This window comes from Pseudomonas sp. IT-93MI4 (genome assembly GCF_949767635.1).
Lineage (GTDB): Bacteria > Pseudomonadota > Gammaproteobacteria > Pseudomonadales > Pseudomonadaceae > Aquipseudomonas > Aquipseudomonas putida_A.
In genome coordinates this window covers 72,305-97,750 of the sequence record NZ_CATKPP010000009.1, presented here as the reverse complement: position 1 = coordinate 97,750, position 25,446 = coordinate 72,305, and the positions used below count along the sequence as shown (strand labels likewise).

The window sequence follows — 25,446 nt, the reverse complement described above, 5'->3', positions numbered from 1 at the left end:
AAATTCTGCGCTCACCACAATCCACTGTGGGAGCGAGCCTGCTCGCGAAGAGGCCGTTACAGGCGCCAATGCAATCCCCGCATAAAACCCATTCCCCAAATGCACTTGCCGAACACCCCCGCCGAAAGCGACAACCCTCGCCTGTCTTTCTGACCGGTGAATCTCATGTCCAATCCGCAAAACCCTGTGCGCAATGTGCTGTACATCATGTGCGATCAGCTGCGCCGCGATTACCTGTCCTGTTACGGTCATCCGCATCTGCACACGCCGAACATCGATCGCCTGGCCGCCGCTGGCGTGCGCTTCAGCCGCGCTTACACCCAGGGCACGATCTGCGGCCCGTCGCGGATGTCGGCCTACACCGGGCGCTACGTCAGCAGCCATCAGGTCACGTGGAACGCCGTGCCGTTGCCGCTGGAAGAACTGACGATCGGTGATTACCTGCGCCCCCACGGCATCCGCACCGCGCTGGTCGGCAAGACCCACGCCACGGCCAATGTCGACGCCCTGCAGCGTCTGGCGATCAACCCGGACAGCGCGCAGGCCGAAGCGCTCAACGAGGTCGGTTTCGAGCCGTACTTCCGCCACGACGGAATCTTCCCCGACGACCCGCTGTTCGACGACAAACGCGAGTCCGCGCCCTACACCCATTACCTGCGCGAGCAGGGCTTCGCCGGGCGCAACCCCTGGCACGACTGGGCCAACGCCGCCGAAGGCGAGAACGGCGAAATCCTCAGCGGCTGGCACATGCGTCATGCGCATTTGCCAGCGCGAATTCCCGAGCAGTTCTCAGAGACTGTCTACACTACAAATCGAGCCATCGACTTCATCACCGAGCAAGGTGAGAAATCCTGGTGTTTACACCTCTCCTACATCAAACCGCACTGGCCCTACATCGTACCGGCGCCATACCACGCCCTGTACAGTACGAAATCGATTCTCGAACCGGTCCGCGCGACGCCCTCCGAAGCCAGCAAACACCCCGTATACACGGCGTTTCGCCAGCATGAGGAAAGCCTCAACTTCTCCCGTAACTCAGTACGATTGAATGTAATCCCCACCTACATGGGCCTGATCAAGCAAGTGGATGATCAGCTCGGGCGGCTGTTCGATTTTCTGCAGAGCAACGGACGTTGGCATGACACCTTGATCGTGTTCACCAGCGATCACGGCGACTTCCTCGGCGACCACTGGCTGGGCGAGAAGGAGTTTTTGCTGGAACAGGCAGTGGGCGTGCCCCTGATCGTGCGCGACCCGCGCGCCGCGGCGGACATCACTCGGGGCACGGTGGATGAGCGGCTGGCGGAAACCATTGATGCCTTGCCAACGTTTCTCCAGGCGCTGGGCCTTGCGGGCGCCGAGCATCGGCTGGAAGGACACTCGCTGATCCCGCTGTTGCACGGCGAAAATCCCGACTGGCGCCGCTACGCCATCAGCGAATACGACTACGCCTTTCAGGCCCCGGCACGCGAGCGACTTGGCCAGCCGATCGACCGTTGCCGCATGACCATGGTGCGCAGCGAGCGCTGGAAATACCTGGCGTACGACGGCTTCCGGCCGCAACTGTTTGATCTGCTGAATGATCCGCAGGAGTTGCGCGATCTGGGTGATGATCCGGCCTACGCGGCGGTGCGCGAAGAGCATGCGGGGTATCTGTTCGAGTGGGTGCGCGGGTTGAAGCGGCGGACCACGATCAGTCATCAGGAGATTGATTTGCGTGGACAGCGGTTTCGCTATGGCGAGCCGGAGACCGAGAAGGTCGTGAAGATTGGCGTTTGGTGAATTAAAAGCTTCACGAGCAGGCTCGCTCCCACAGGGCCATATGTTGTTCACATCCACTGTGTTCAACACATTTCCACTGTGGGAGCGAGCCTGCTCGCGAAAGGGCCCGATCAAACGCCGCCGATATCAAGCCCTTTGATGGTTTGACTACGCTGTCCCGAAGCCCCAACCGGCACTTCACCCTTGAGCGTCACCCGCCGCACGATACGATCCTGAGTGCCGTAATCATCAATCGCATAATGCTGAGTCGAACGGTTATCCCAGATCGCCACATCACCGGCCTTCCAGCGCCAGCGCACGGTGTTTTCCTGACGAATCACATGGCTCTGCAACAGGCCGAACAGGTGCGCCGAATCGGCTTGCGAATAGCCCTTGATGCGTTTGACGAAGTGCCCCAGCAACAAGCTCTTCTCGCCGCTGATCGGATGCACACGCACCACCGGATGCTCGGTCTCGTAGACAGTCGAGGTGAAGACCTTGCGATAGCGCTCCAACTTCTCCGCCGACACGTCCGGCTTGGCCCCGGCGTAGTCGTATTCATTGCTGTGCACGGCGACCAGTTTGTCCGCCAGCTCACGCAGCTCGCTCGGAAGTTCGTTGTAGGCGGTCGCGGTGTTGGCCCACAGCGTGTCGCCACCGAAGGCCGGCGCCACCACCGAGCGCAGGATCGAGGCTTTCGGGTAGGCGTCGACGAAGGTCACGTCAGTGTGCCAGGAGTTGGCGCGCTGGCCTTCGGCCCCGTCCAGCTCCAGCAGATAACGCGTGCCTTCACGCACCGGTACGGTCGGATGCGCCACCGGCTCGCCGAGCAGATGGGCGAAGGCTTCCTGGCGCTGATCGTCGAGCTGGGTCTGCTCGCGGAAGAACACCACCTTGTACTGGATCAGCGCTTGCTGAATGGCTTCGACCGTGGCGGCGTCCAGTTCACCGGACAGGTGCACGCCACGAATCTCGGCGCCGATACGGCCGGCCACCGGATGGATTTCCAGCGCGTGGACAGCAGGTTTTACAGCGAGTGCGGCATTGCTCATGGGTAGACCCTCATCGACTGCTTGCGGTTAGGCGGCAGCGAAACATCGCTCTATCTATATTCCATTTACATCTAATAGATATTCACATGCTTCGTTGACGGAATAAGAGCTTGCATTTAAAACCTCAAGCAACCCTCGTCGCAAATGCCTTCGAGCTATTTTTAGGATGCCGGAAAAGCATATGGATCTTCGCCAGTTGCGCTACTTCATCGCCCTCAACGAACACCGCAGTTTTGTCCGTGCGGCGGACGCGATGGGCATCACTCAACCGGCGTTCAGCCGCAGCATTCAAGGGCTGGAGCAGGAGTTCGGCTGCGTGCTGGTGGATCGCGGCAACAAGGATCTGCGCCCGACACCCGAAGGCCAGGTGGTGCTGCAACACGCCCTGACCCTGGTGCAAGGCGCGGCGCTGCTCAGCGCGGAAGTGACGCAGATGACCAAGCTCGATGCCGGAGAACTGCACTTCGGCTGCGGCCCGGCCCCGGCGGTGAAACTGGTGCCGGACGCGGTGGCGCAATTCATCAACGCGCACCCGAAAGTGCGCACCTGTTTTCAGGTGGATAACTGGGAAAAACTCAGCCGTGCGCTGAGCCGTGAAGAGATCGAATTCTTCATCGCCGACATCCGCCACTTCGAAGCCGACCCGAACTTCCAGACCCAGGCCCTGACGCCCAAGCGCGGGGTGTTTTTCTGCCGACCCGGGCATCCGCTGCTGGCCAAGGAAAGCCTGTCGACCAACGACATGTTCGACTACCCGCTGGCGACCACGCTGATCCCGCCAGGGATTCGCAAACTGCTGGCGAACCTCAGCGGCCGGATCGATTTTTCCCCGACCATCGAGACCGAGCATTTCCCGGCGCTGGTGAAAGTGGTGCTGCAATCGAATGCCATCGGCATCGGTACGGAAGAGGCGTTTTACGAGGACATTGCCCAGGGTTCGCTGGCGCTGCTGCACTGGCGCAACCTGCCGCAGAATCTGGAGAGCATGAATGCGCGCTGCGGGATTGTCAGCCGTACCGGGTTTCGCTTGTCGCCGGCAGCGAGAGCGATGATCGAGACATTGGTGGCAGTGGATAAACAGGCAATCAGCGTCGCTGTTTGAGGACGCCTTCGCGAGCAAGCCCGCTCCCACAGGGGATCGTTGTGAATACAAAATCTGTGTTCACTGAAGATCCCTGTGGGAGCGGGCTTGCTCGCGAAGAGGCCCGTCCAGACACTGGAGATTCAGAGCTTTGCCGCCGCCAGTTCAGGCGCCACCCAATCACTGACCTTGAACGGTTTGCGAATCAGCTTCTGCTGCGCCGCCAGGTCTACCGAGTCCTGCAACTTGCCGAGGAACACCGGGTCCAGCGTCGACGGGAACACTTCACTGAGTTTCTGATCCGCCAGATCCTGAGTCAGGATCACTGGTGGATAACTCGCCAGCCCCGACACCAATTGCACGTAAGCGTCCTTGTTGCTGTCCTGAGTCAGCCACTCCACCGCCTGCTGCTGCGCCTTGAGCAGTTTTGCCACGACCTCCGGGTGCCCGTCGACGAACTTGCCGGTGCCGACCAGCACTGACTGCACACTGCCGGCGCCACCCAGATCCTTGGTATTGAGCGGCAATTCAGCCAGCCCCTTGGCTTGCAGTGCCGTCAGCCCTGAGCTGCCCCACGACGCGTCGATCTGTTTCGCCGCCAGTGCCGCGACCGCGCCGCTGAAGTCGAGATTGATCACTTTCAGGTCCTTCTCGCTCAAGCCCTGACTGGCCAGCGCCGCATCAAACGACAGCTGCGTGGCGGTGCCACGGAAGATCGCCACGCGCTTGCCTTTCAGATCCTGCAGGGTCTTGATCCCCGACCCCGGCACCACGCCCAGATATTGTTTCACCCCACGCGCACTGGCGCTGAGCAAACGCGTGTCGAGGCCATTGGACTTGCCGATGATCGCCGCCAGGTCGCCCAGATACGCCAGATCGACCTGACCATTGGCAAACGCCTCGTTGATTACCGGCCCGGCGCCCTTGAAGAAGCTCCACTGAATCCTGATGCCCTGATCGGCGAAGGCTTTTTCGAAGATCTGCTGATCACGCAGCACGTCCACCACACCGCCGCCGCTGTGCTGGGTGCCGGCGCTCAGGTCAGGCACGGCGATCCTGATTTCCTTGAGTTCGTCGGCCTGCGCGGTAATCGCCAACAGGCCCGCCAGTGCCGGAATGGCAAACAGACTGAAGACTCGTTTGAAGGGAAAGTTCATGGGTACGGCTCCTAGATCACGACAGGCGTTGAGGAGCCGAAAGTAGGCCGAAGCATGACCTTCGCTTAAATACTATAAATTCACATTTTTATAGCCTTTAGCGCTAAGCGGGAAATCACGCGGGCTGCAGCGGCGTATGCATTAACAGCATCGAAAATATTCTTCGAATGCATTGGATGCGCGTCGCGCTGCAAGCCTTAAATGGTCTGGCTTATCTCTCAATAGAATTGATTTGAATTTTTATAGATCGATTTTGCATACACCGCTAGCCAATTGTGGGAGCGGGCTTGCTCGCGCAGAGGCCGTGTCATTCACCATCATCGGTGCCTGACACTCCGTCTTCGTGAGCAAGCCCACTCCCACACAGGCACAGCGGTTCGCCATGCAACCCGACAACGGAGGTCACCCATGGCCCGTGATTCCCTGCTCAGCCTGCCGCTGCCCGCGCCGCCCCTGAAAAGCCGGCGCGCGTGGCCGAGCCTCAACCAACGTCTGTTGCCATGGCTGTTGCCGATCAGCCTGTTCGCTCTGTGGTGGCTGGCCGCACGCAATCAATGGATGAGCGAGCAGATCCTGCCGGCGCCATCGCTGGTGTGGAACAGCGCCATCGAGCTGTCCCAAGGCGAGTTGTGGAGTCATTTGTGGATCAGCCTGCAACGTCTGCTCTGGGGCTTGCTGGCAGGGATCTCAGCTGGTGCGCTGCTGGGTGCCGCGCTGGGCTTCAGCCGGCGTCTCGAACGCCTGGTCTTCCCGACGTTCGCCGGTCTGGCACAGGTACCGACGCTGGCGTGGATTCCGCTGTTCATGGTGTTTTTCGGCATCGGCGAAGTGCTGAAACTGGTGGTGCTGATCAAGGCCATCGTGGTGCCGGTGACCCTGCACACCCTGGTCGGCGTTCGTGATGCGCAACCGAAACTGCGCGAAGCCGCCGCCGTATTGCGCCTGCCGTCGTATTTGCTGATCCGGCGCCTGGTGCTGCCCGCTGCACTGCCGGCGTTCATGGCCGGCGTGCGCCTGGCCCTGGCCGCTGGCTGGACTTCATTGCTGGCGGTGGAGCTGTTGGCGTCCAGCGAAGGCATCGGCTACCTGATGGTCTGGGCACGGCAACTGTTCATGCTCGACATCGTGTTCGTGTGCATCGTGGTCATCGGTGTACTCGGTGTGGCGATGGATCGCGGCATCGGTTTTCTCGACCGCAAACTGGTGCACTGGCCGCACCCGGCGACTGCGGAAATCCGCCGAGGCCCACGTTATCAAGGCTGGCAACGGCTGCAACCGTGGCTGTTGCCGCTGAGCCTGATCGGCTTGTGGCAAGTGGCGAGCGATCAGCAGTGGGTCGATGTGAATATTCTGGTCAGCCCGCTGGCGGTACTGGAAACGACCAGGAACGGTCTGCTCGACGGCACGCTGATCAGCGGCATGGCCTTGAGCCTCGGTCGTACCCTTGGCGGGTTGCTGCTGGGCGGCGGACTCGGTTTCGCCCTCGGCCTGTTGCTGGGTCTGTCGCGCACCAGCGAACGGCTGCTCGGCCCGACTCTCGCCGCCATTCGCCAGATCGCGATTTTCGCCTGGGTGCCGCTGCTCACCGCGTGGTTCGGATTGGGTGAATTGGCGAAGTGGGTGTTCGTCGCCCTCGCCGCGTTTTTCCCGCTGTTCATCGCCACCCAGCGCAGCGTCGCCAACCTCTCGCCACAACTCAACGAAGCCGCGCAGGTGCTGCGCCTGAGCCTCGGCCAGCGCCTGCGTCGTCTGGTGCTGCCGGGTGCGGCGCCGGGGATTTTCGCCGGGCTGCGCCTGAGCCTGATCTACGCCTGGCTCGGCACCATCGGCGCCGAATACTTCATGCCGTCCAACGGCGGCATCGGCAGCCAGATGATCGGCGCCCAACAACTGCTGCGCATGGACCTGATCATGGCTGGGATGCTACTGGTCGGCCTCACCGGCGCCCTGCTCAACCTCATCGGCCAACGCCTGGAAATTCGCGCTACTCGCTGGAGACACGCATGAACGCACCGATTGTCAGCTTCACCCATGTAGGCAAATCCTTCGACGTCGACGGTTTCGAACTGGAGGCGATTCGCGAATTCAACCTCGACATCGCCGAGGGCGAATTTGTCGCCATCGTCGGCTCCAGCGGTTGCGGCAAATCCACCTTGCTGCGTTTGCTGGTGGGTCTGGATACGCAGTTTCGCGGGCAGATCAGCGTCGATGGCAAAGCGGTCAGCGGCATCGGCGGCGAGCGCGGCATCGTGTTTCAGGAGCATCGGCTGTTCCCGTGGCTGACCGTGGCCGACAACATCGGTCTGGGCCTGGTCAACGAGCCGCTGAGCACCGCCGAAAAGCAGCAGCGCATCAACGATTTCATCGATCTGGTCGGCCTGCGCGATTTCACCCGCGCCTATCCGCACCAGCTCTCCGGCGGCATGGCCCAGCGCGTGGCGATTGCCCGTGGACTGGTCGCCAGCCCACGGATTCTGCTGCTCGACGAACCGTTCGGCGCCCTTGATGCGTTGACCCGTCAGCAAATGCAGGACGAGCTGCTGGCGATCCGCGACCGGGCGAAAATCACCACGATCCTCGTCACCCACGACGTCGAAGAAGCGATCTTTCTCGCCGATCGCGTGGTGGTGATGGAGCCGCGTCCGGGACGGATCAAGCAAGTGGTCGACATCGCCTTGCCGCACCCGCGTCAGCGCAGCAGTTTCGACTTCCATCAGTTGCGCGAAGAGCTGCTGCACGAACTGACCAGTGACGACCATTACCAACCGAGCCTGCCGATCCAGATCCGCGATCTGCCGCTGTCGTTCATTGCCTGCTGAGAGGAGCTTTTCGATGCCGCAACGCCCCAACTTTCTGGTGATTCTGGCCGACGATCTCGGCTTTTCCGACATCGGCGCGTTCGGCGGCGAAATCGCCACGCCGAACCTCGACGCTCTGGCCAACAATGGCCTGCGCCTGACCGATTTCCACACCGCTCCGACCTGCTCGCCAACGCGTTCGATGCTGCTGACCGGCACCGACCACCACATCGCCGGCATCGGCACCATGGCCGAAGCGCTGACCCCGGAGCTGATCGGCAAACCGGGTTACGAAGGCTACCTCAACGACCGCGTTGTGGCCCTGCCCGAGCTGCTGCGCGAGGCCGGTTATCAAACCTTGATGAGCGGCAAATGGCACCTCGGCCTGACCGCTGAACTGGCGCCGCAGGCCCGCGGTTTCGAGCGTTCGTTCTCGCTGCTGCCGGGTGCGGCCAACCACTATGGTTTCGAGCCGACCTACGATGAACACACCCCTGGCCTGCTGAAATCGACTCCGGCGCTGTACATCGAAGACGACAACTTTGTCGACAAATTACCCAAGGATTTCTACTCGTCGGACGCCTTCGGCGACAAGCTGCTGCAGTACCTCAAGGAGCGCGATCAGAGCCGGCCATTCTTCGCCTACCTGCCCTTCTCCGCACCACACTGGCCATTGCAGGCACCGGCCGAGGTAGTCGAAAAATACCGTGGCCGTTACGACGCCGGGCCCGAAGTCTTGCGTCTGGAGCGCCTGGAAAAACTCAAGGCGCTGGGCCTCATCGAGCCGGATGTCGAGCCGCATCCACTGATTCAACTGAATGCGCAATGGGCTGCGCTGAGTGATGAGCAACGGCAGATTTCCGCGCGGGCCATGGAGGTCTACGCGGCCATGGTCGAGCGCATGGACTGGAACATCGGCCGGGTGGTCGATTACCTGCGCCAGCAGGGCCAACTCGATAACACCTTCATCCTGTTCATGTCCGACAACGGTGCCGAGGGCGCACTGCTGGAGGCGTTTCCCAAGTTCGGCCCGGAACTGCTGACCTACCTCAATCAGCATTACGACAACAGCCTCGACAACATCGGTCGTGCCAATTCCTATGTCTGGTACGGGCCGAGCTGGGCGCAGGTGGCGACGGCGCCGTCACGGCTGTTCAAGGCGTTCACCACCGAAGGCGGGATTCGCGTACCGGCGCTGCTGCACTATCCGCAATTGCCAATCAAAGGGCAGATCAGCCATGGTTTTGGCACGGTGATGGACATCACCCCGACCATTCTCGATCTGGCCGGCGTGCGTCATCCGGGCAAGCAATGGCACGGCAAACCGGTGGCGTCGCTGCGCGGTAAATCATGGCTGGGCTTTTTGTCCGGCGAGACGGCCCAGGTGCATGACGAACACACCGTGACTGGTTGGGAGTTGTTTGGCCGGCGGGCAATTCGCCAAGGGTCGTGGAAAGCCGTGTGGATCCCCGGGCCGGTGGGGCCGGCGACCTGGCAGCTGTATGACCTGAGCAGCGATCCGGGGGAAATTCATGATCTGGCGTCGAGTCAGCCGGACAAGCTCAGCACCTTGATTGGGCATTGGCAGAAATATGTGGAGGAGACCGGGGTGATTCTGAGTGCTTCGCCGTTTCAGCCGGATTGAGGTTGCCTGATCCGACGCCTTCGCGAGCAAGCCCGCTCCCACAGTTGAAATGCGTTCCCCTGTGGGAGCGGGCTTGCTCGCGAAGAGGCCCGCAAACTCGCCTGTCAAGCCCGAGCCGTACGCGCCTCCTCCGCTACCACTTCATCCCGCCGAACAAACCGGTTCGCCCGCCCAAACGTGCCGAAATCATTGAACCGCACGCCCATCTCACGCATCACCTTATGCGCCACCGGCACGGTCATCTGCCGGATGTAAAACGGTTCTTTCACCACAAAATGATGAATCCCGTGGCTGCTGCCGAAGTTGAAGCAGAACGCCTGCAACGGCCACAACCACCACGGGTTCAACACCTGGCATTGCTGCAGCACGTTGCCCGCCTCGATGTCGCCGTAGTAATGCATGTTCGAGCTGATGAAGTGCAGGCAAAAGGTGCGCAGCACGTTCGGACCGATGATCACCACTGCCGCGATATCGATCACCTGCATCACCGACAGCGTGGTCGCCGACCATTCAATCGGCGAACCCATGAGGTAGGCGATGCCATTCGCCGCATGAAAACCGAGAAACACATACCACGCGCCCCAATGCACCAGCGCCAGCGGCGCGTAAACCTTCAGGGTACGTTTGATGATGTTGAATTTGTGCGCCCAGGTCTTGGCCCGCAGCATGCGGATGAACGCCGACATCACGTTGTCACCGACCATCAGCAACCGCGCAAAACCCCACGGTTCGCCGTTGGTGATCGCGCGTTCTTCCATGTCGGTTTCGGTGCCGGAGACCTTGTGGTGATTGAGGTGCAGATGGCGGCGGATCCACGGGTTGATCGTGCTCGGCCGCGCCAGCCAGACCAGGCCCATCATCAAATTGTGCGGCACACGCTGCTTGCGAAAATACATGCTGTGGATCAGGTCGTGCTCCAGCTCGTGGGTCAAGGACGCGAAAAACGCATTCAGCAGCAGGCACACCCACCATGCCATGTGACCCGTGATGTACAGCGTCGCCGAACCGATCATCCCGGCCAGGGCGAAGGCCAGAATCCCCGCGCCGAGGGCGTCCTGGTGTTGCAAAATCGGATAGCGCTGACGCAACTCGACGCCCTTGGCCAGCACCACTTCGCGAATATGCGCTGATCGCTGAGCAGCATTGTGTCGCTGGGGACTTGCAGAAGTACGGTCCATGCTTCCATCCTCTGGTTATTGATGTTCGCATCCTGCCCTGCGAACGCTTTATTGATGGTAGCCGTGAACGCCAACCTGTTGACCGGAAGCGCCAATCAGCATGAAGGAACCGACCTCGCTCGCCAGCTGGACCCGTGCCTTGCGCAAGCAACTCGATGCGCTGGGGCTGGACAGTCTCGGCCTGTGCCAACAGGCCGGACTCGATCCGCAGTTGATGGACGACCCGAACGCGCGTTATCCGTTGTCCGGCACCACGCGCCTGTGGCAACTGGCAGTGCAGTTCAGCGGGGATCCGGCGATCGGCCTGCGAGTGTCGCGCTTCGTTAGCCCGACCACGTTCCATGCGCTGGGTTATGCGCTGGTGGCCAGCGGCAGTCTGCGCGAAGTGTTCGAACGCATCGTGCGTTATCACCCGGTGGTCAGCGATGCGCTGGAACTGGAGTTGAGCCGCAGCGATGACCGCTATCTGTTTCGTCTGAAAATTCCGTCAGGCAATCCGGCGCCGGCCTTCGAAGCCATCGACGCGTTTGCCGCGATCTACGTACGCACCTGTCGTAATCGCCTCGGTCGCGATTACGCGCCGCTGGCGGTGTACCTGCGCCGACCGGAACCGTCCGATGCGCATCAATGGCACAAGGTGTTCCGCGCTCCGGTGCATTTCTCCTGCGCCGAAGATCGCCTGGAGTTTGCCCTCGCCGACTTCGACAGCCACCTCGACGACGCCAACCCGGAACTGGCCGAACACAACGAAGCGGTGCTCAAGCGCACCCTGGCCCAGCTCCAGCCGCTGACCTGGGAGCGCAAGGTGCGCGACGCTATCGAAGAGCAACTGCCTGAAGGCGAACCTAGCGCCGAACGCATCGCCCAGGCCTTGCACCTGAGCTTGCGCAGCCTGCAACGGCATCTGGCGGATGAGGGCTGTCGCTTCGACACGCTGCTCAACGAGAGCCGCGAAAACCTCGCGCTGCTGCACCTGCGCGATCCGCAGTGTTCGTTGAGTGAAGTCAGTTACCTGCTGGGGTTTGCCGACACCAGCAGCTTCAGCCGCGCGTTCAAGCGCTGGACGGGAATGACGCCGGGGCAGTTTCGCGACGGGTTGCGCTGACTGACCCCAGGGTTGGGTGGTCAGTTCCGACGTCTTCGCGAGCAGGCTCGCTCCCACATTTGGAATGCGTTTCACATGTGGGAGCGAGCCTGCTCGCGAAGGCGTCCTTCAATTCACCACAAAACCCAGCCCAAATACCGTGCCCTCCGCATCACTGCTCACCCGCACCCGCCCACCATGCAACAGCATGATCGACTGCACAATCGCCAGCCCCAGCCCACCGGAATCCCCAGGTTGCGCCCGTGAAGGGTCGACGCGATAGAAGCGGTCGAACAGTTTGCCCAGATGTTCTGGCGCAATCGCCGGGCCGTGGTTGTGTACCTGCAACCAGCACACACCCGGCTCATCGCGGCGGCGCAGGCTGATCAGCGTGCCTTCATCGGCGTGACGCACCGCGTTGGCCAGCAGATTACCGAGGGCGCGTTGCAGCAGTTGCTGGTCGGCCAGCAGTTCGCCGTGCAACCGGTTTTCCAGTCGCAACTGGCGGTCATCGGCCAGGGCCTCGAAGTAATCGCACAGCTCGCTGCCGACGCTGTGCAGATTCAGTGTTTGCAAGTCGAGCGCGCGCTCCGCCTGTTCGGCGCGGGCGAGGAACATCAGATTCTCAGCCATGCGTTTGAGGCGTTCGAACTCTTCCATGTTCGACGCCAGCAGCTCCTGATACTCCGCCGTGCTGCGCGGGTGATTCAGCGCCTGGCCGTTGCTGGCGAGCAAGGTGTGCAGCGGGGTGCGGATCTCGTGGGCCAGATCGGCAGAAAACTGCGACAGCCGCTGCACGCTGTCGTCCAGCCGCGCGAGCATGCCGTTGAGCGCCTGCACCGGTTCGAGCAGTTCGGCGGGGGTGCCACTGGCGGGCAGACGCTGGTCTAGGCTGCGCAGATCAATGCCACGCACCGCCGCGCTTAACTGGCGCAACGGTTGCAGACCACGGCGCAGCAAAACCAGGCCCAGCGCGAACGCCAGCAACGCGCCAAGCCCGACGGCCAGGTACAGGCGCAAGCGATAACTGGCGAGCATCTGTTCACGTTCGGTCAGTACCTTGCCCGCGATCACCGTCAGCGGTTCGCCGTTCGGCCCTTGGGCTTCACCGGACAACAGCGCCAGCTCAGCGCCGTCCGGCGCCTGCCAGGTCAGCACGTCGCGACGCTGCGGCGTCTGCTCGCGGGGGATCGCGTTCAATGGCGGCAGCTCGCGCTGGCGCGGGTTGATCGCGATCACGTTCGAGCCATCGGCACGCCGCACCAGCAACAGGCTGTCGAGGTTACCGAGCATGTTCTGGTACAACCGTGGCCGCGCCTGCAAGGCGCCGAGGCTGTCGCTGTCGGCAAGTAAGGCGCGCACTTGCTCCAGGCGGCCAAGCAACGCCAGATCATCCCGATAGGCGATCTCAGAGGCGAGCGAGCGGTAGAGAAACACGCCAATCGCACTCAGCACCAACGCGCAGACCACGGCGAACGCCAGCGCCAGACGCCAGGCGATCGACCTAGACCGCATCGTCGGGCGCCTCCAGCTGATAGCCGACCCCGCGCACGGTGTGGATCAGTTTCGGCATGTACGGGTCATCGACTTTCGCCCGCAGGCGGCGCACCGCGACTTCGACCATGTTGGTATCGCTGTCGAAATTCAGGTTCCACACCTGCGAGGCGATCAGCGTGCGTGACAACACTTCACCCTGACGACTGGCGAGCAATTGCAGCAGGGCAAATTCCTTGTTGGTCAGGGCAATGCGCTGGCCGCCGCGACTGACCCGACGCCGCAGCACGTCGATTTCCAGATCGGCGATGCTGTAGGACTCGGCCTCGCGCAGCGGCCCGCGGCGCAGCAGGGTGCGCACTCGCGCGAGCAATTCGGCGAAGGCGAAGGGTTTGAGCAGGTAATCATCGGCGCCCAGTTCGAGGCCGCGCACGCGGTCTTCGATGGCGTCCTTGGCGGTGAGGAACAGCACCGGGGTGGCGCCGCGCTGGCGGATCAGTTGCAGCAGTTGCCAGCCATTGAGGCCCGGCAGCATCACGTCGAGGATGATCAGGTCGTATTCCTGCTGCTCGACGAAATAGCGCCCGTCGAGGCCATTGAGCGCCACGTCCACGGCAAATCCCGATTCGCTCAGGCCCTTGGCCAGGAAATTCGCGGTTTTGGCTTCATCTTCTACGACCAGCAAACGCATGGCACACCTCAATTGATCAAGCACACAGGCTAGGCGCCTTCGGCGGCGTTGCCCATTACAAACTTGTAATCCGACTGACGGGGTTCTGACGAAGAGCGGCGGCTAAGGTGATGTCCTTCGCTTTCGGAGCCTGTTCATGACCGTCAAATACCTTGCAGCCAGCCTCGCCCTCAGCCTCAGCGCCAGCGTTTTCGCCGCCCCTGAACTGCCGCGCCACGCTGACCTCGATCTGAAAACCGCACGCCTGCTGGCCGATACCGCACTGAGCAATTGCACCGCCACGGTATCGGTGCTCGACCGGGGCGGCAACACGCTGGTGACCCTGCGCGGCGACGGCATCGGCCCGCACAACACCGTCGCCAGCCAGCGCAAGGCCTACACCGCGCTGTCGACGAAAACCCCGACCCGGCTGTTCGCCGAGCGCGCCCGCAGTAATCCGGAGACCGCCAACCTCAACACCCTCGATGAGCTGCTGTTGCTCGGCGGCGGGATTCCGTTGTTCGCCGCTGATGAACTGGTCGGCGCCATGGGCGTGGCCGGTTCCGGCGGCGGCGAGCAGGACGAAAACTGTGCCATCAAGGCCGCCGAAAAGGCCGGCCTCACCATTACCCGTTCCCACTAAGGAGACTGACCATGACCACCCTGCGCATGACCTTCGCTGCACTCGGCCTGAGTGCCTTCTCCAGCCTGGCGCTGGCCGCCGGCAATCCACTGAGCGTGCACGTACTCAACCTGGAAAACGGCCTGCCCTCGCCGGGCGTCAACGTGACCCTGGAAAAACACGTCGGCCAGAACTGGCAGCCACTGGCCCAGGGCACCACCAACGAACAGGGACGCATCGCTGAACTGTTCCCGGCCAAACAGCCTTTCGAAGCAGGCGAATACCGGGTGGTGTTCAAGACCGGCGAGTATTTCGAGAAGAACCAGCGCGAGACGTTTTTCCCGGAAATCCCGGTGATCTTTCAAGTGAAGCAGACTGACCAGCACTACCACATCCCGCTGCTGCTCAGCCCTTATGGTTTCTCGACCTATCGTGGCTCCTGACTACCGCACAAATACCCTGTAGGAGTGAAGTTTTAGAGCGTGGCGAGGGCCCGCAACCGCTCGGCATCGAGAATCTCGATCTCGCCATATCCCAACCCGATAATCCCCTGCCCCTGCAAATCCTTGAGGATCTGGTTGGTGGTCTGCCGTGACAGCGACAGCATCGACGCCAACTGCTCTTGCGGCAGTTGCAGCACCCGACGTGGCGCATCGATTTCACCGTAGCCCTCGGCGATCATCAGCAAGCGATGCGCCAGGCGTGCCGGGGCCGGCAGCAGGCTCAACTGTTCGAGATTGATAAAGGTCAGGCGCAGTTTGTGGCTCATCAGCAACGCCAGATGGCGCCAGTACACCGGCTGTTCGTCGAGGATTTTCAGCAGCGTGGCCTGCGGGATATTCAGCAGGGTGCACGGCCCGACCGCATACGCATCATGAGTGCGTGGCTGGCCGTCGAACAGGCAGATTTCGCCGAACCAGTGCGGCGCCTCGACCAGGCTCAGCAACGCCTCCTTGCCCTGCTCGCTCACCGCGCCGATTCGGATCGCGCCGTCGAGCACCGCGTACAGGCCGCAGGGCGGATCACCGCGCTGGAACAGGCGCTGCCCCGCCGTCAGCCGCCGCTCCCGGGCCGCCGCCAGCAGACTATCCTGAAAGGATGCCGGCAGATGACTGAACCATTGCCCGGTCAGCAGCCGTGAACGCTTATCCATGATCACTCCCAATTGTCGCCTGCCTGACAGAGCGAACGCCGAACCCGAGGCATGCTGCACGCACCCTACAGGAGGAACAACAATGAAAAGCCTCGTCGACCATCTCAGTCAATACGCCGCCTACCACCGCGACCCGCGCAACATCGCCAGCCACTTTATCGGCATTCCGCTGATCGTGGTGGCGGTGGCGGTGTTGCTGTCGCGACCAGAATGGTCACTGGGCGGCTTGTGGATCTCTCCGGCGGTGCTGCTGGCGCTGGCGTCGGCGTGGTTCTACCTGCGCCTGGAACTGAAGCTCGGCGTGCTGATGACCCTGTTGATGGGCCTGTCGGTTTGGGCCGGGCATGCGCTGGCGCAGCAGAGCACCATGGTCTGGCTGAGCAGCGGGCTGGCGATGTTTGTGATTGGCTGGGTGATCCAGTTTGTCGGGCACCACTATGAGGGGCGCAAACCGGCGTTCGTCGATGACGTGAGCGGGCTGATTGTCGGGCCGCTGTTTGTCGTGGCCGAAGTGGCGTTCCTGCTCGGCATGCGGCATGAGTTGAAAGAGCAGATCGAGGCGCGGGCGGGGGTGGTGCGGGTCAATCCGAATCGTGCGGCTGTGTAGAGCGCTTTCGCGAGCAGGCTCGCTCCCACAATGGAATGTATTTCCCTGTGGGAGCGAGCCTGCTCGCGAAGCTTTTGATCTTAAAGACTGGCGACTTTCTGCCAGACCTTCGGCTTGAAGAACAGGGTTTCACCCTTGGCCAGTCCGATCAGGCTGTCGTGATCCTTCACCACTTCGGCCTCGATCAGGTCCGTCTGCCCCTCCACCTTCAACGTCACCCGCGTGGTCGCGCCCAATGGGCGAATATCACGCACTTCAGCGGCATGGTGATCTTCCAGCTCATGTCTGGACAACGACACTTCGTGCGGACGGAACAGCACGTGGTTGTCATCGCTGAGCAGCAAGCGGTTCGAGTCGCCGAGGAAGTGATAAACGAAATCGCTGGCCGGGTTTTCGTAGACGTCGCCCGGTGAGCCGATCTGCTCGATCACGCCCTTGTTCATCACCACGATGCGGTCGGCGACTTCCATCGCTTCTTCCTGGTCGTGGGTCACGAACACCGAAGTCAGGTTGATGTCTTCGTGCAGCCGCGCGAGCCAGCGACGCAGCTCTTTACGCACCTTGGCGTCGAGAGCGCCGAACGGCTCGTCGAGCAGCAGCACTTTCGGTTCCACCGCCAAGGCACGGGCCAGGGCGATACGCTGACGCTGACCGCCGGAGAGTTGCTCCGGGTAGCGATCCGACAACCAGTCCAGTTGCACCATGTTCAGCAGCTCATGCACCTTGGTGGCGATCTGGCTTTCGCTCGGGCGCTGGTTTTTCGGTTTCATGCGCAGGCCGAACGCGACGTTGTCGAACACCGTCATGTGGCGGAACAAGGCGTAGTGCTGGAACACGAAACCGACGTTGCGATCACGCACGTCGTGGCCGGAGACGTCTTCGCCGTGAAACACGATGTTGCCCTGATCCGGGGTTTCCAGGCCGGCGATGATCCGCAGCAGCGTGGTCTTGCCGCAGCCGGACGGGCCGAGCAGCGCCACCAGTTCACCGCTGTGAATGTCCAGGCTGATGTTGTCCAGCGCCTTGAACGCATTGAAATTCTTGCTGACGTTACGCACTTCGATCGACATGAATTATTCCTCCGCGGCGCTGGCGCGCAGGCGGTTGATACGGTTTTCGCTCCACTGCTTGAGCAGCAGGATGAAGAGCGCCAGGATCAGCAACAGGCTCGCCACGGCGAACGCGGCCACGTGGTTGTATTCGTTGTAGAGGATCTCGACGTGCAGCGGCAAGGTGTTGGTCACCCCGCGAATGTGCCCGGAAACCACCGACACCGCACCGAACTCACCCATGGCCCGCGCGGTACACAGCACCACGCCATAGATCAGACCCCACTTGATGTTGGGGACGGTGACATGCCAGAACATCTGCCAGCCATTAGCGCCGAGCAGGCGCGCGGCTTCCTCTTCCTGCGTGCCTTGTTCCTGCATCAGCGGAATCAGCTCGCGGGCCACGAACGGCACGGTGACGAAGATCGTCGCCAGCACGATGCCCGGCAGGGCGAAGACGATCTGGATGTCATGATCCTGCAGCCAAGGCCCGAACAGGCCCTGAGCGCCGAACATCAGCACGTAGACCAGACCGGCGATCACCGGCGACACCGAGAACGGCAGGTCGATCAGCGTCACCAGCATGCTCTTGCCGCGGAACGAATATTTGCTCACGCACCACGCAGCGCTGACGCCGAACACCAGGTTCAGCGGCACCGAAATCAGCACGGCGATCACCGTGAGTTTCAGCGCCGACAAGGCGTCCGGTTCAAAGATCGCCGTGAAGAATGCGCCGAGGCCATTCTTCAAACCTTGCGACACCACGATGAACAGCGGCAGTACCAGAAACAGGAAAAAGATCAGCCAGCCGAGACCGATCAGCACGCGCCGTGACGTAGCACTGCCACGGCGTGCAGCGTTGGCCGAGGACGCGGCCGCAATAGACGATTGGGACATGGTTCGCGCCTCCTTATGGGGTTTCGATGCGCCGCTGCAGCAAGTTGATCAGCAGCAACAGGACGAAGGAAACCACCAGCATCAGCACGCCGATGGAAGTGGCGCCGGTGTAATCGTATTGATCGAGCTTGACCATGATCAGCAGCGGCAGGATCTCGGTTTTCATCGGCATGTTGCCGGCGATGAAAATCACCGAACCGTACTCGCCGACCCCGCGGGCGAACGCCAGGGCAAAACCGGTCAGCCAGGCGGGCAACAGCGCTGGCAAGAGGATATGGCGAAACACCTGCAAAGGTTTCGCGCCAAGGCAGGCGGCGGCTTCTTCGACTTCACGCGGGATGTCAGCCAGTACCGGCTGCACCGTGCGCACCACGAACGGCAGGGTGACGAAAGTCAGCGCGAGGGTAATACCCAGCGGGGTGTAGGCGATCTTGAAACCGAGGTCGGCGGCAAACTGGCCGACCAGACCGGTCGGGGTGTACAGCGCGGTCAGGGCGATACCGGCCACCGCCGTCGGCAGGGCGAACGGCAGGTCGATCATCGCGTCGATCACCTTGCGCCCGGGGAAGGTGTAGCGCACCAGCACCCAGGCCAATAGCGTACCGATGATGCCGTTGATGATCGCCGCACACAGCGCGGTGCCAAAGCTCAGCTTCAACGCTGCCAGCACGCGTGGCGCGGTGATGATCGTCCAGAACTGATCCCAGGTGAGTTGAGCGGCGTGGACGAACATCGCCGCCAGCGGGATAAGCACAATCAGGCTGAGGTACACCAAGGTGTAGCCCAGCGTCAGCCCGAAGCCGGGTATGACGGGGGAGATACGACGCGACATAAAAGTCCCTGGTTGAAAACGCATCAATGTGGGAGCGAGCCTGCTCGCGAAGAGGGAGTATCAGTCAACATCCTTGTCGCCTGAAATACCGCCTTCGCGAGCAGGCTCGCTCCCACATGTCATGTGCCCAAACATCAGGCTGGTTAAGGTTGAGATTACTGCGCCTGATAGATCTGGTCGAACACGCCACCGTCGTTGAAGAATTTCGGCTGTGCGGATTTCCAGCCGCCGAAGTCCTTGTCGATGGTCACCAACTCCAGTTTCGGGAACTGCTGGGCGTACTTCGCCGCCACGTCCTTGTCGCGTGGACGGTAGAAGTTCTTCGCGGCGATTTCCTGACCGGCCGGGCTGTACAGGTGCTTCAAGTAGGCTTCGGCGATCTGCTCGTTGCCCTTCTTCTCGGCGTTCTTGTCGACCACCGCCACCGGTGGTTCGGCAAGGATCGACAGCGACGGCACGACGATGTCGAACTTGTCGGCGCCGCCATCTTCTTTCAGTGCCAGGAACGCTTCGTTTTCCCAGGCCAGCAACACGTCACCCTGACCATTGTTGACGAAGGTGATGGTCGAGCCGCGAGCACCGGTGTCCAATACCGGCACGTGCTTGAACAGGGTCTGTACGTATTCTTTGGCTTTTTCTTCGCTGCCGCCGTTGGCTTTCAGGCCATAGGCCCACGCGGCGAGAAAGTTCCAGCGTGCACCACCGGAGGTTTTCGGGTTCGGGGTGATCACCGAAACGTCGTTCTTGACCAGATCACCCCAGTCCTTGATGCCTTTCGGGTTGCCCTTGCGCACCAGGAACACGATGGTCGAGGTGTACGGGGTGCTGGCGTCCGGCAGACGCTTTTGCCAGTCGGCCGGCAGGGTCTTGCCGAGCTTGGCGATTTCGTCGATGTCGCCGGCCAGTGCCAGGGTCACGACGTCGGCGCGCAGACCGTCGATCACCGCGCGGCCCTGCTTGCCCGAACCGCCGTGGGATTGCTGGATTTTCACGGTGTCGCCGGCATGATCCTTCTGCCAGAACTTGATGAATTCGGCGTTGTAGTCCTGATACAGCTCGCGCGTCGGGTCGTACGACACATTGAGCAGTTCGTAATCCTTGGCAACCGCGGAACCGGCAAACACAGCGCTGGCCAGCGCGGCCAAAGCGTAACGGCGAATCGACGACATGGTGAAAGCTCCTGGAATTCTTGGTGGTGGCTTTTTCTTATGTGTTGCTGGAATCGGATTGCTCATTCAAAGATCGCCGCCTGCGCCAGCGCTTGCGCACAGCCCCTTGCAAAAGCTGGCGCAGGCTGCGATCTTTTTCAGCTCGGCTTGTTACCCGGCTGCTGCAAACGGAATTTCTCTTTGCGTTCGATCTGCACGACCTGGGCGTTGTGCACAGTGATCTCCACCGCGCCAAACCGCAGATCGCGCAGGGCGCTCTGGATTTCACGCAAGATGGTGGTTTCGTCCTGACCGTCAACGCTGCGAAGGGATGCGCTCATGGTGCTGCTCCTTTGAATGGGATGTGCCTGGCAGTGGGCGGCACTGCGTTCGGCGTGGGAGCAATATAAGAGAGGCGCAGATATTCTTAAAAAGACTATTTAAGAATGTTTATATAACTAGAAAACATTATCTGACGGGGCAAGGGTTTGCGCGGTGTTCACCGTGTTTGAAGCCTTTATGAAACCTTGTGGTGAGGGGCTTCATCCCCGATGGACTGCGTAGCAGTCCCTGTTTTTTAGGACCGCTGCGCGACCCATCGGGGATGAATCCCCTCACCACAGGTTTTGTGTCAGCCATAACAGGACTGCTAACCGATAACAGGTGCTTTGGTCCAATCAATCTCCCCCGCCGGCACCGGCCGCCCAAACCAGTACCCCTGCCCCAGATCACATTCCTGCTCCAGCAGAAACGCCGCCTGCTCGGCCTGCTCGATGCCTTCGGCATGCACCTGCATGCCCATGCTGCGTGCCAGGGCGACGATCACCCGAACGATGGCTGCGTCATCCTCGTCCCACGGCAGACCGGCGACAAAACCCTGATCGATCTTGAGCTTCTGCACCGGCAAGCGCTTGAGCCGCAACAACGACGAGTACCCGGTGCCAAAGTCATCGATGGCCAGGCGAATGCCCAATTCACGCAAGCGATGCATCTGCTCCAGCGCCACTTCCGGGTCATCCATCACCGCGCTTTCGGTGACTTCCAGCTCCAGATACGCCGGATCCAGCCCGGTCTCGTGCAGCACCTGCGCCACCTGCTGATACAGCTCACGCCGGGCAAACAGGCGCGACGACACATTCACCGCGACAAACGACAACACAATCCCGGCCTGCTGCCATTGACACATCTGCGAACACGCCTGACGCATCACCCAGGCGTCGATTTCGGCGATCAGCCCGGTGCGCTCGGCGATCGGGATGAATTCCGCCGGTGACACCAGACCGCGCTGCGGATGCTCCCAGCGCACCAGCGCTTCGACGCCGATCAGCCGACTGCTGTGCAAATCGTGAACCGGTTGGTAATAGACGCGCAGCTCCTGCTGCTCCAGCGCGCGACGCAGCTCGAAGGCAATCTCGACCCGTTGCTGCGCATGGGCGGTCAACTCTTCGGTGTACAGCGCGTAGCCGTTGCGCCCGCTGCTCTTGGCCTTGAACAGCGCGGCGTCGGCATTGCGCAGCAATTGATCGGCACTCAACGCATCACTGGGGAACAGGCTGATACCGATACTGGCGTTGATGAACAGCTGATGCCGCTCGATGCTGAACGGCTCCTTCAGCGCATCGAGAATGCGCTGGGCCAGCGCCGCTGCCTGAACCAGTTGTGGACAACTTTCCGCCAGCACCGCGAATTCGTCACCGCCGAGCCGTGCCAGGGTAATCCCGGGGCCGAACAGGTCCTGCAGGCGCGCCGCCACCGCTTTGAGCAGGCGATCGCCGACGTTGTGCCCGAGGCTGTCGTTGATCATCTTGAAGTGATCCAGATCGATCATCAGCAGGGCGCAGCCGCGCTTGTGGATCTGCGCCGAGGCCAGTGCCTGCTCGGCGCGGTCGCTGAACAACAGGCGATTGGGCAGGTCGGTCAGCGGATCGTGGTGGGCAAGGTGCTTGAGTTCGTGTTCGGAGTCCTTGATCGCACTGATGTCGGAAAACACCGCCACGTAGTGACTGAGCCGGCCCTGATCATCGTGAATCACGCGGATGGTCTGCCACTGTGGATAAATCTCGCCGCTCTTGCGCCGGTTCCAGATCTCACCGCTCCATTCGCCCTCGCTCTCCAGCGTGGCGAACATCGCCTGGTAAAAGCCCGGCGGATGGTGGCCGGACTTGAACAGGCTTGGCTGATGGCCGAGAACTTCGTCGTACTGGTAGCCGGTGATTTCCATGAACGCACGGTTGACGTGCACGATCAGGCCCTGACGGTTGGTGACCAGCACCCCTTCGCGGGTGCAATCGAACACGGCTGCCGCCTGACGCAAGCGTTCACGGTCAGACTGACGCTCGCGTAGCCGCGCACCAATGCCGAGAAATTCGCACAATCTGGCCCGTGCCAGGAAAATCAGGCCAGCGCTGACGGCAGCCCAGACGTAACCGTTGATCAGTTGCCATCGCTGCAGATCGACAGACTCATCAAAGAAACTGTTCAATAAGTAACCAGTTCCCTGCAGCCAGACCACAGCAAGCAACAGGTAAAGCAGCGCTGCACGCAAGGCATCGCGGTAAGTGGCAGGCATTCGGCTGTCCATGTCCCTACAAAAAAGGTTGGAATTATAGGTCAAGAAACATCCAGCGACTCTTATCTGAAAGGGCGACTGGTTTTATCTGTGTGCTTGGTGATAATGCAACGGCTGTTTTTATCTTTATCGAGGGCCCTATAGCCTATGTGGTACGAAGGTTTTCTTGGCTTGTCGGCCTGGTCTCTGGTCGCGGTCACCCTGCTGATGACCCACGTGACAATTGTCGCCGTCACGGTCTATCTGCACCGTTACTCGGCCCATCGCTCGCTCGAGCTGAATGCCGGCCTGAAACACTTTTTCCGTTTCTGGCTGTGGCTGACCACGGCGCAGAACACCCGCGAGTGGACTGCCATCCACCGCAAACACCACGCCAAATGCGAAACCGAAGATGACCCGCACAGCCCGGTCATCAAGGGTCTGTCCACCGTGCTGCGCAAAGGCGCCGAGCTGTATCGCGCCGAAGCCGAGAACCCGGAGACCCTGCGCATCTACGGCAAGAACTGCCCCGAAGACTGGATCGAGCGCAACCTCTACAGCCGCTACCCGTTGCTGGGCGTGGCGATCATGGGCGTCATCGACCTGCTGCTGTTCGGCACCATCGGCATCACCATCTGGGCGATCCAGATGATGTGGATCCCGGTCTGGGCGGCCGGCGTGGTCAACGGTCTGGGTCACGCCATCGGCTACCGCAACTTCGAATGCCGCGACGCGGCGACCAATCTGGTGCCGTGGGGCATCCTGATCGGCGGCGAAGAACTGCACAACAACCATCACACCTACCCCAACTCGGCCAAGCTGTCGGTGAAGAAGTGGGAGTTCGACCTCGGCTGGGCGTGGATCAAGGTCTTCAGCTTCTTCGGTCTGGCCAAGGTGCAGCGTGTGGCACCGATTGCCCACCGCGTCGAAGGCAAGGGCCATCTGGACATGGATACCGCCATGGCGATCCTCAACAACCGCTTCCAGATCATGGCCCAGTACCGCAAATTGGTGATCGGCCCGCTGGTCAAGCAGGAGCTGGACAAGGTCGATCATTCGGTACGCCATCAATTCCATCGGGCCAAGCGCCTGCTGTCGCGGGAAACCAGCCTGCTGGAAGACCGTCATCACTTGCGCATCCAGAACATGCTCGAGCACAGCCAGGCGCTGAAGGTCATTTACGAAAAACGCCTGGCCCTGCAGCAGATCTGGGTCAAGACCAGCGCCAATGGCCACGACATGCTCGCCGCCATCAAGGAATGGGTGCACGAGGCCGAAGCCAGCGGCATCCAGTCCCTGCGTGAATTCGCCGACCAGCTGAAAACCTACTCGCTGCGCCCCGCCGCAGCCTGACCGCCATGAACGAATCCCCTGTGGCGAGGGGATTCATCCCCGATAGGTAGCGCAGCTACCGCAAATTTGTCGACGCGTTCTCATTGCTGAAACGCGTCATCTCTACCGCCCGGCGGGAGCAGGCTCCCTCTCTACAAAAGCGCGGAACTTAGCACCGAAAGCCCTATCTCAAAGACACTTCGCCACCCCGGCGGGCTGTACTGTGGCCGTTGTCGAAATTGCGGCACACCTTTTGAGAAATGTGCCGATGGTCAACAACAATCAAAAAGACTCATCCCTTGCGCAGTGGCCCGAGGCCGCGCAAACCCTGATGGCGCTGATGCACGCTCAAGGCGAAGTCGCCCGGCTGAGCGAGCGCGAACAACTGTTCAGTTCATTGCTGGTGAGCGTCAACGCGGTGCTCTGGGCGTTCAATTGGGAAACTCGTCAGGTGCTGTATGTCAGCCCTGCCTACGAACGGATTTTCGGCCGCTCCGCAGGCCTGTTGCTGGCCGACTACAACCAATGGCGCGACAGCATCTACCCCGACGACCTGGATTACGCCGAACGCAGCCTTGCCGAAGTGCTGCACAAAGGTGCTGTGGAAGACCGCGAATACCGGATCATCGCCGCCGACGGTCAGGTGCGCTGGCTCAGCGACAAGTGCTTCATCAACCGTCAGGACGAACCCGGGCAACCGGTGATCATCGTCGGCATCGCCGAAGACATCACCGACAAGAAGCACATGGAAACCGAACTGCATCGCCTGGCGACCACCGACGTACTGACCCAGAGCAGCAACCGCCGCCATTTCTTCGAATGCGCCAACCGCGAGTTCGAAGAGGCACGCCTGCAAGGTGCACCACTGGCCTTCCTGCTGCTGGACATCGATGACTTCAAGCAGATCAACGACAGCTACGGCCACCCGGAAGGTGACAACGTGCTGCAACGGATCGCCGAATGCGGACGTGGGTCGTTACGCCGGGGCGATCTGTTCGGACGCATTGGCGGTGAGGAGTTCGCTGCGGTGTTCCCCGGTTGCGCACCGGACATGGCGCTGCAAGTGGCCGAGCGGCTGCAGCAGGAGATTCAGCGACTGAGTTTCAACCATGAGGGTCAGACGTTCGGCATCACCGTCAGCCAGGGCCTGACCAGCCTCAGGGATGGCGACGACAGTCTCGAGAGCCTGTTCGCCCGGGCGGATGCGGCGATGTATGAGGCCAAGCGTCAGGGCAAGAACCGGATCATCTCTGCCTGATCCAGAATTTCGGCCACCCGAATATCCAGTGTGGGAGCGGGCTTGCTCGCGAAGGCGGTAGGTCATTCAGCATTTCTGTT

At 61.3% G+C, this 25,446-nt stretch carries 23 protein-coding genes; 11 read left to right on the top strand and 12 right to left on the bottom strand.

The annotated features are described in order from the left end of the window. Nucleotides 1–165: 165 nt before the first annotated feature. The gene (locus ACM6I7_RS06775; RefSeq protein ID WP_414888203.1) at nt 166–1,782 is read left to right on the top strand and encodes an alkaline phosphatase family protein; all 1,617 of its coding nucleotides are present in this window, start codon (nt 166–168) and stop codon (nt 1,780–1,782) included. Nucleotides 1,783–1,892: 110 nt separating this feature from the next. Here the strand turns inward: ACM6I7_RS06775 and ACM6I7_RS06770 are convergent, their stop codons facing one another. Beyond that, nucleotides 1,893–2,813 carry a TauD/TfdA dioxygenase family protein gene (locus ACM6I7_RS06770; RefSeq protein ID WP_027611162.1) on the bottom strand — a complete coding sequence of 307 codons (921 nt, stop codon included), beginning with the start codon at nt 2,811–2,813 and terminating at the stop codon, nt 1,893–1,895. 181 nt (nt 2,814–2,994) lie between these two features. Here ACM6I7_RS06770 and ACM6I7_RS06765 point away from each other — a divergent pair, with 181 nt between their 5' ends. Continuing rightward, nucleotides 2,995–3,915, top strand: coding sequence for a LysR family transcriptional regulator (locus tag ACM6I7_RS06765; RefSeq protein WP_096797773.1), 921 nt, complete (start codon nt 2,995–2,997; stop codon nt 3,913–3,915). Nucleotides 3,916–4,037: 122 nt separating this feature from the next. Here ACM6I7_RS06765 and ACM6I7_RS06760 read toward each other — a convergent pair whose 3' ends face one another. Continuing rightward, nucleotides 4,038–5,051, bottom strand: coding sequence for an ABC transporter substrate-binding protein (locus ACM6I7_RS06760; protein WP_414888202.1), 1,014 nt, complete (start codon nt 5,049–5,051; stop codon nt 4,038–4,040). Nucleotides 5,052–5,459: 408 nt separating this feature from the next. Here ACM6I7_RS06760 and ACM6I7_RS06755 point away from each other — a divergent pair, with 408 nt between their 5' ends. From ACM6I7_RS06755 to ACM6I7_RS06745, 3 genes are read left to right on the top strand one after another with little or no spacing between them, the layout of a single operon-like run. Continuing rightward, nucleotides 5,460–7,058, top strand: a complete 1,599-nt coding sequence (locus tag ACM6I7_RS06755; protein ID WP_330206702.1) for an ABC transporter permease — start codon at nt 5,460–5,462, stop codon at nt 7,056–7,058. Then, on the top strand, nt 7,055–7,870 hold the full coding sequence (locus tag ACM6I7_RS06750; RefSeq protein ID WP_115988472.1) for an ABC transporter ATP-binding protein: 816 nt from the start codon (nt 7,055–7,057) through the stop codon (nt 7,868–7,870). The genes ACM6I7_RS06755 and ACM6I7_RS06750 overlap by 4 nt, the downstream gene beginning before the upstream one ends. Nucleotides 7,871–7,883: 13 nt before the next feature. Then, the gene (locus ACM6I7_RS06745; protein ID WP_115988473.1) at nt 7,884–9,494 is read left to right on the top strand and encodes an arylsulfatase; all 1,611 of its coding nucleotides are present in this window, start codon (nt 7,884–7,886) and stop codon (nt 9,492–9,494) included. A 104-nt stretch (nt 9,495–9,598) separates the two neighbouring features. Here the strand turns inward: ACM6I7_RS06745 and ACM6I7_RS06740 are convergent, their stop codons facing one another. Next, a complete protein-coding gene (locus ACM6I7_RS06740; protein WP_097086830.1) occupies nt 9,599–10,672 on the bottom strand; it encodes a fatty acid desaturase in 1,074 nt (357 codons plus the stop codon). A gap of 100 nt (nt 10,673–10,772) precedes the next feature. Here ACM6I7_RS06740 and ACM6I7_RS06735 point away from each other — a divergent pair, with 100 nt between their 5' ends. After that, entirely contained in the window at nt 10,773–11,777 is a 1,005-nt protein-coding gene (locus tag ACM6I7_RS06735; protein WP_027611155.1) for an AraC family transcriptional regulator, read from the top strand. A 108-nt stretch (nt 11,778–11,885) separates the two neighbouring features. Here ACM6I7_RS06735 and ACM6I7_RS06730 read toward each other — a convergent pair whose 3' ends face one another. Continuing rightward, on the bottom strand, nt 11,886–13,271 hold the full coding sequence (locus ACM6I7_RS06730) for a heavy metal sensor histidine kinase (protein ID WP_414888201.1): 1,386 nt from the start codon (nt 13,269–13,271) through the stop codon (nt 11,886–11,888). Continuing rightward, nucleotides 13,261–13,941, bottom strand: coding sequence for a heavy metal response regulator transcription factor (locus ACM6I7_RS06725; protein WP_414888200.1), 681 nt, complete (start codon nt 13,939–13,941; stop codon nt 13,261–13,263). The genes ACM6I7_RS06730 and ACM6I7_RS06725 overlap by 11 nt, the downstream gene beginning before the upstream one ends. Nucleotides 13,942–14,077: 136 nt before the next feature. Between ACM6I7_RS06725 and ACM6I7_RS06720 the strand changes: the two genes are divergently transcribed. Then, nucleotides 14,078–14,563 carry a GlcG/HbpS family heme-binding protein gene (locus ACM6I7_RS06720; protein WP_095137859.1) on the top strand — a complete coding sequence of 162 codons (486 nt, stop codon included), beginning with the start codon at nt 14,078–14,080 and terminating at the stop codon, nt 14,561–14,563. A gap of 11 nt (nt 14,564–14,574) precedes the next feature. After that, entirely contained in the window at nt 14,575–14,985 is a 411-nt protein-coding gene (uraH, locus tag ACM6I7_RS06715) for a hydroxyisourate hydrolase (protein WP_095137858.1), read from the top strand. 32 nt (nt 14,986–15,017) lie between these two features. On the opposite strand, the gene ACM6I7_RS06710 is transcribed toward uraH, so the two are convergent. Further along, nucleotides 15,018–15,695, bottom strand: coding sequence for a Crp/Fnr family transcriptional regulator (locus tag ACM6I7_RS06710; protein WP_003220518.1), 678 nt, complete (start codon nt 15,693–15,695; stop codon nt 15,018–15,020). Between the two features lie 82 nt (nt 15,696–15,777). On the opposite strand from ACM6I7_RS06710, the gene ACM6I7_RS06705 reads away from it, so the two are divergent. Further along, nucleotides 15,778–16,302, top strand: coding sequence for a DUF962 domain-containing protein (locus tag ACM6I7_RS06705; RefSeq protein WP_098966608.1), 525 nt, complete (start codon nt 15,778–15,780; stop codon nt 16,300–16,302). A gap of 80 nt (nt 16,303–16,382) precedes the next feature. Here ACM6I7_RS06705 and ACM6I7_RS06700 read toward each other — a convergent pair whose 3' ends face one another. The 6 genes from ACM6I7_RS06700 to dibA all read right to left on the bottom strand — a co-directional run bounded on the left by ACM6I7_RS06700 (nt 16,383) and on the right by dibA (nt 22,797). Then, entirely contained in the window at nt 16,383–17,372 is a 990-nt protein-coding gene (locus ACM6I7_RS06700) for a sulfate/molybdate ABC transporter ATP-binding protein (protein ID WP_115988479.1), read from the bottom strand. A gap of 3 nt (nt 17,373–17,375) precedes the next feature. Next, the gene (gene cysW, locus ACM6I7_RS06695) at nt 17,376–18,248 is read right to left on the bottom strand and encodes a sulfate ABC transporter permease subunit CysW (protein ID WP_003220512.1); all 873 of its coding nucleotides are present in this window, start codon (nt 18,246–18,248) and stop codon (nt 17,376–17,378) included. Nucleotides 18,249–18,261: 13 nt separating this feature from the next. Then, complete coding sequence (cysT, locus tag ACM6I7_RS06690) at nt 18,262–19,080, bottom strand: sulfate ABC transporter permease subunit CysT (RefSeq protein WP_027611147.1); 819 nt, start codon at nt 19,078–19,080, stop codon at nt 18,262–18,264. Nucleotides 19,081–19,235: 155 nt separating this feature from the next. After that, a complete protein-coding gene (locus ACM6I7_RS06685; protein WP_027611146.1) occupies nt 19,236–20,249 on the bottom strand; it encodes a sulfate ABC transporter substrate-binding protein in 1,014 nt (337 codons plus the stop codon). A gap of 137 nt (nt 20,250–20,386) precedes the next feature. Further along, nucleotides 20,387–20,569, bottom strand: coding sequence for a sulfur starvation response protein OscA (gene oscA, locus ACM6I7_RS06680; protein ID WP_003220508.1), 183 nt, complete (start codon nt 20,567–20,569; stop codon nt 20,387–20,389). 308 nt (nt 20,570–20,877) lie between these two features. Further along, a complete protein-coding gene (dibA, locus tag ACM6I7_RS06675) occupies nt 20,878–22,797 on the bottom strand; it encodes a phosphodiesterase DibA (protein ID WP_285373184.1) in 1,920 nt (639 codons plus the stop codon). Nucleotides 22,798–22,944: 147 nt separating this feature from the next. Here dibA and desA point away from each other — a divergent pair, with 147 nt between their 5' ends. Together desA and ACM6I7_RS06665 are read left to right on the top strand one after the other, a co-directional pair. Continuing rightward, nucleotides 22,945–24,129, top strand: coding sequence for a delta-9 fatty acid desaturase DesA (gene desA / locus ACM6I7_RS06670; protein ID WP_027611144.1), 1,185 nt, complete (start codon nt 22,945–22,947; stop codon nt 24,127–24,129). Nucleotides 24,130–24,376: 247 nt separating this feature from the next. After that, entirely contained in the window at nt 24,377–25,366 is a 990-nt protein-coding gene (locus ACM6I7_RS06665) for a sensor domain-containing diguanylate cyclase (protein WP_346650798.1), read from the top strand. Nucleotides 25,367–25,446: the final 80 nt, after the last annotated feature.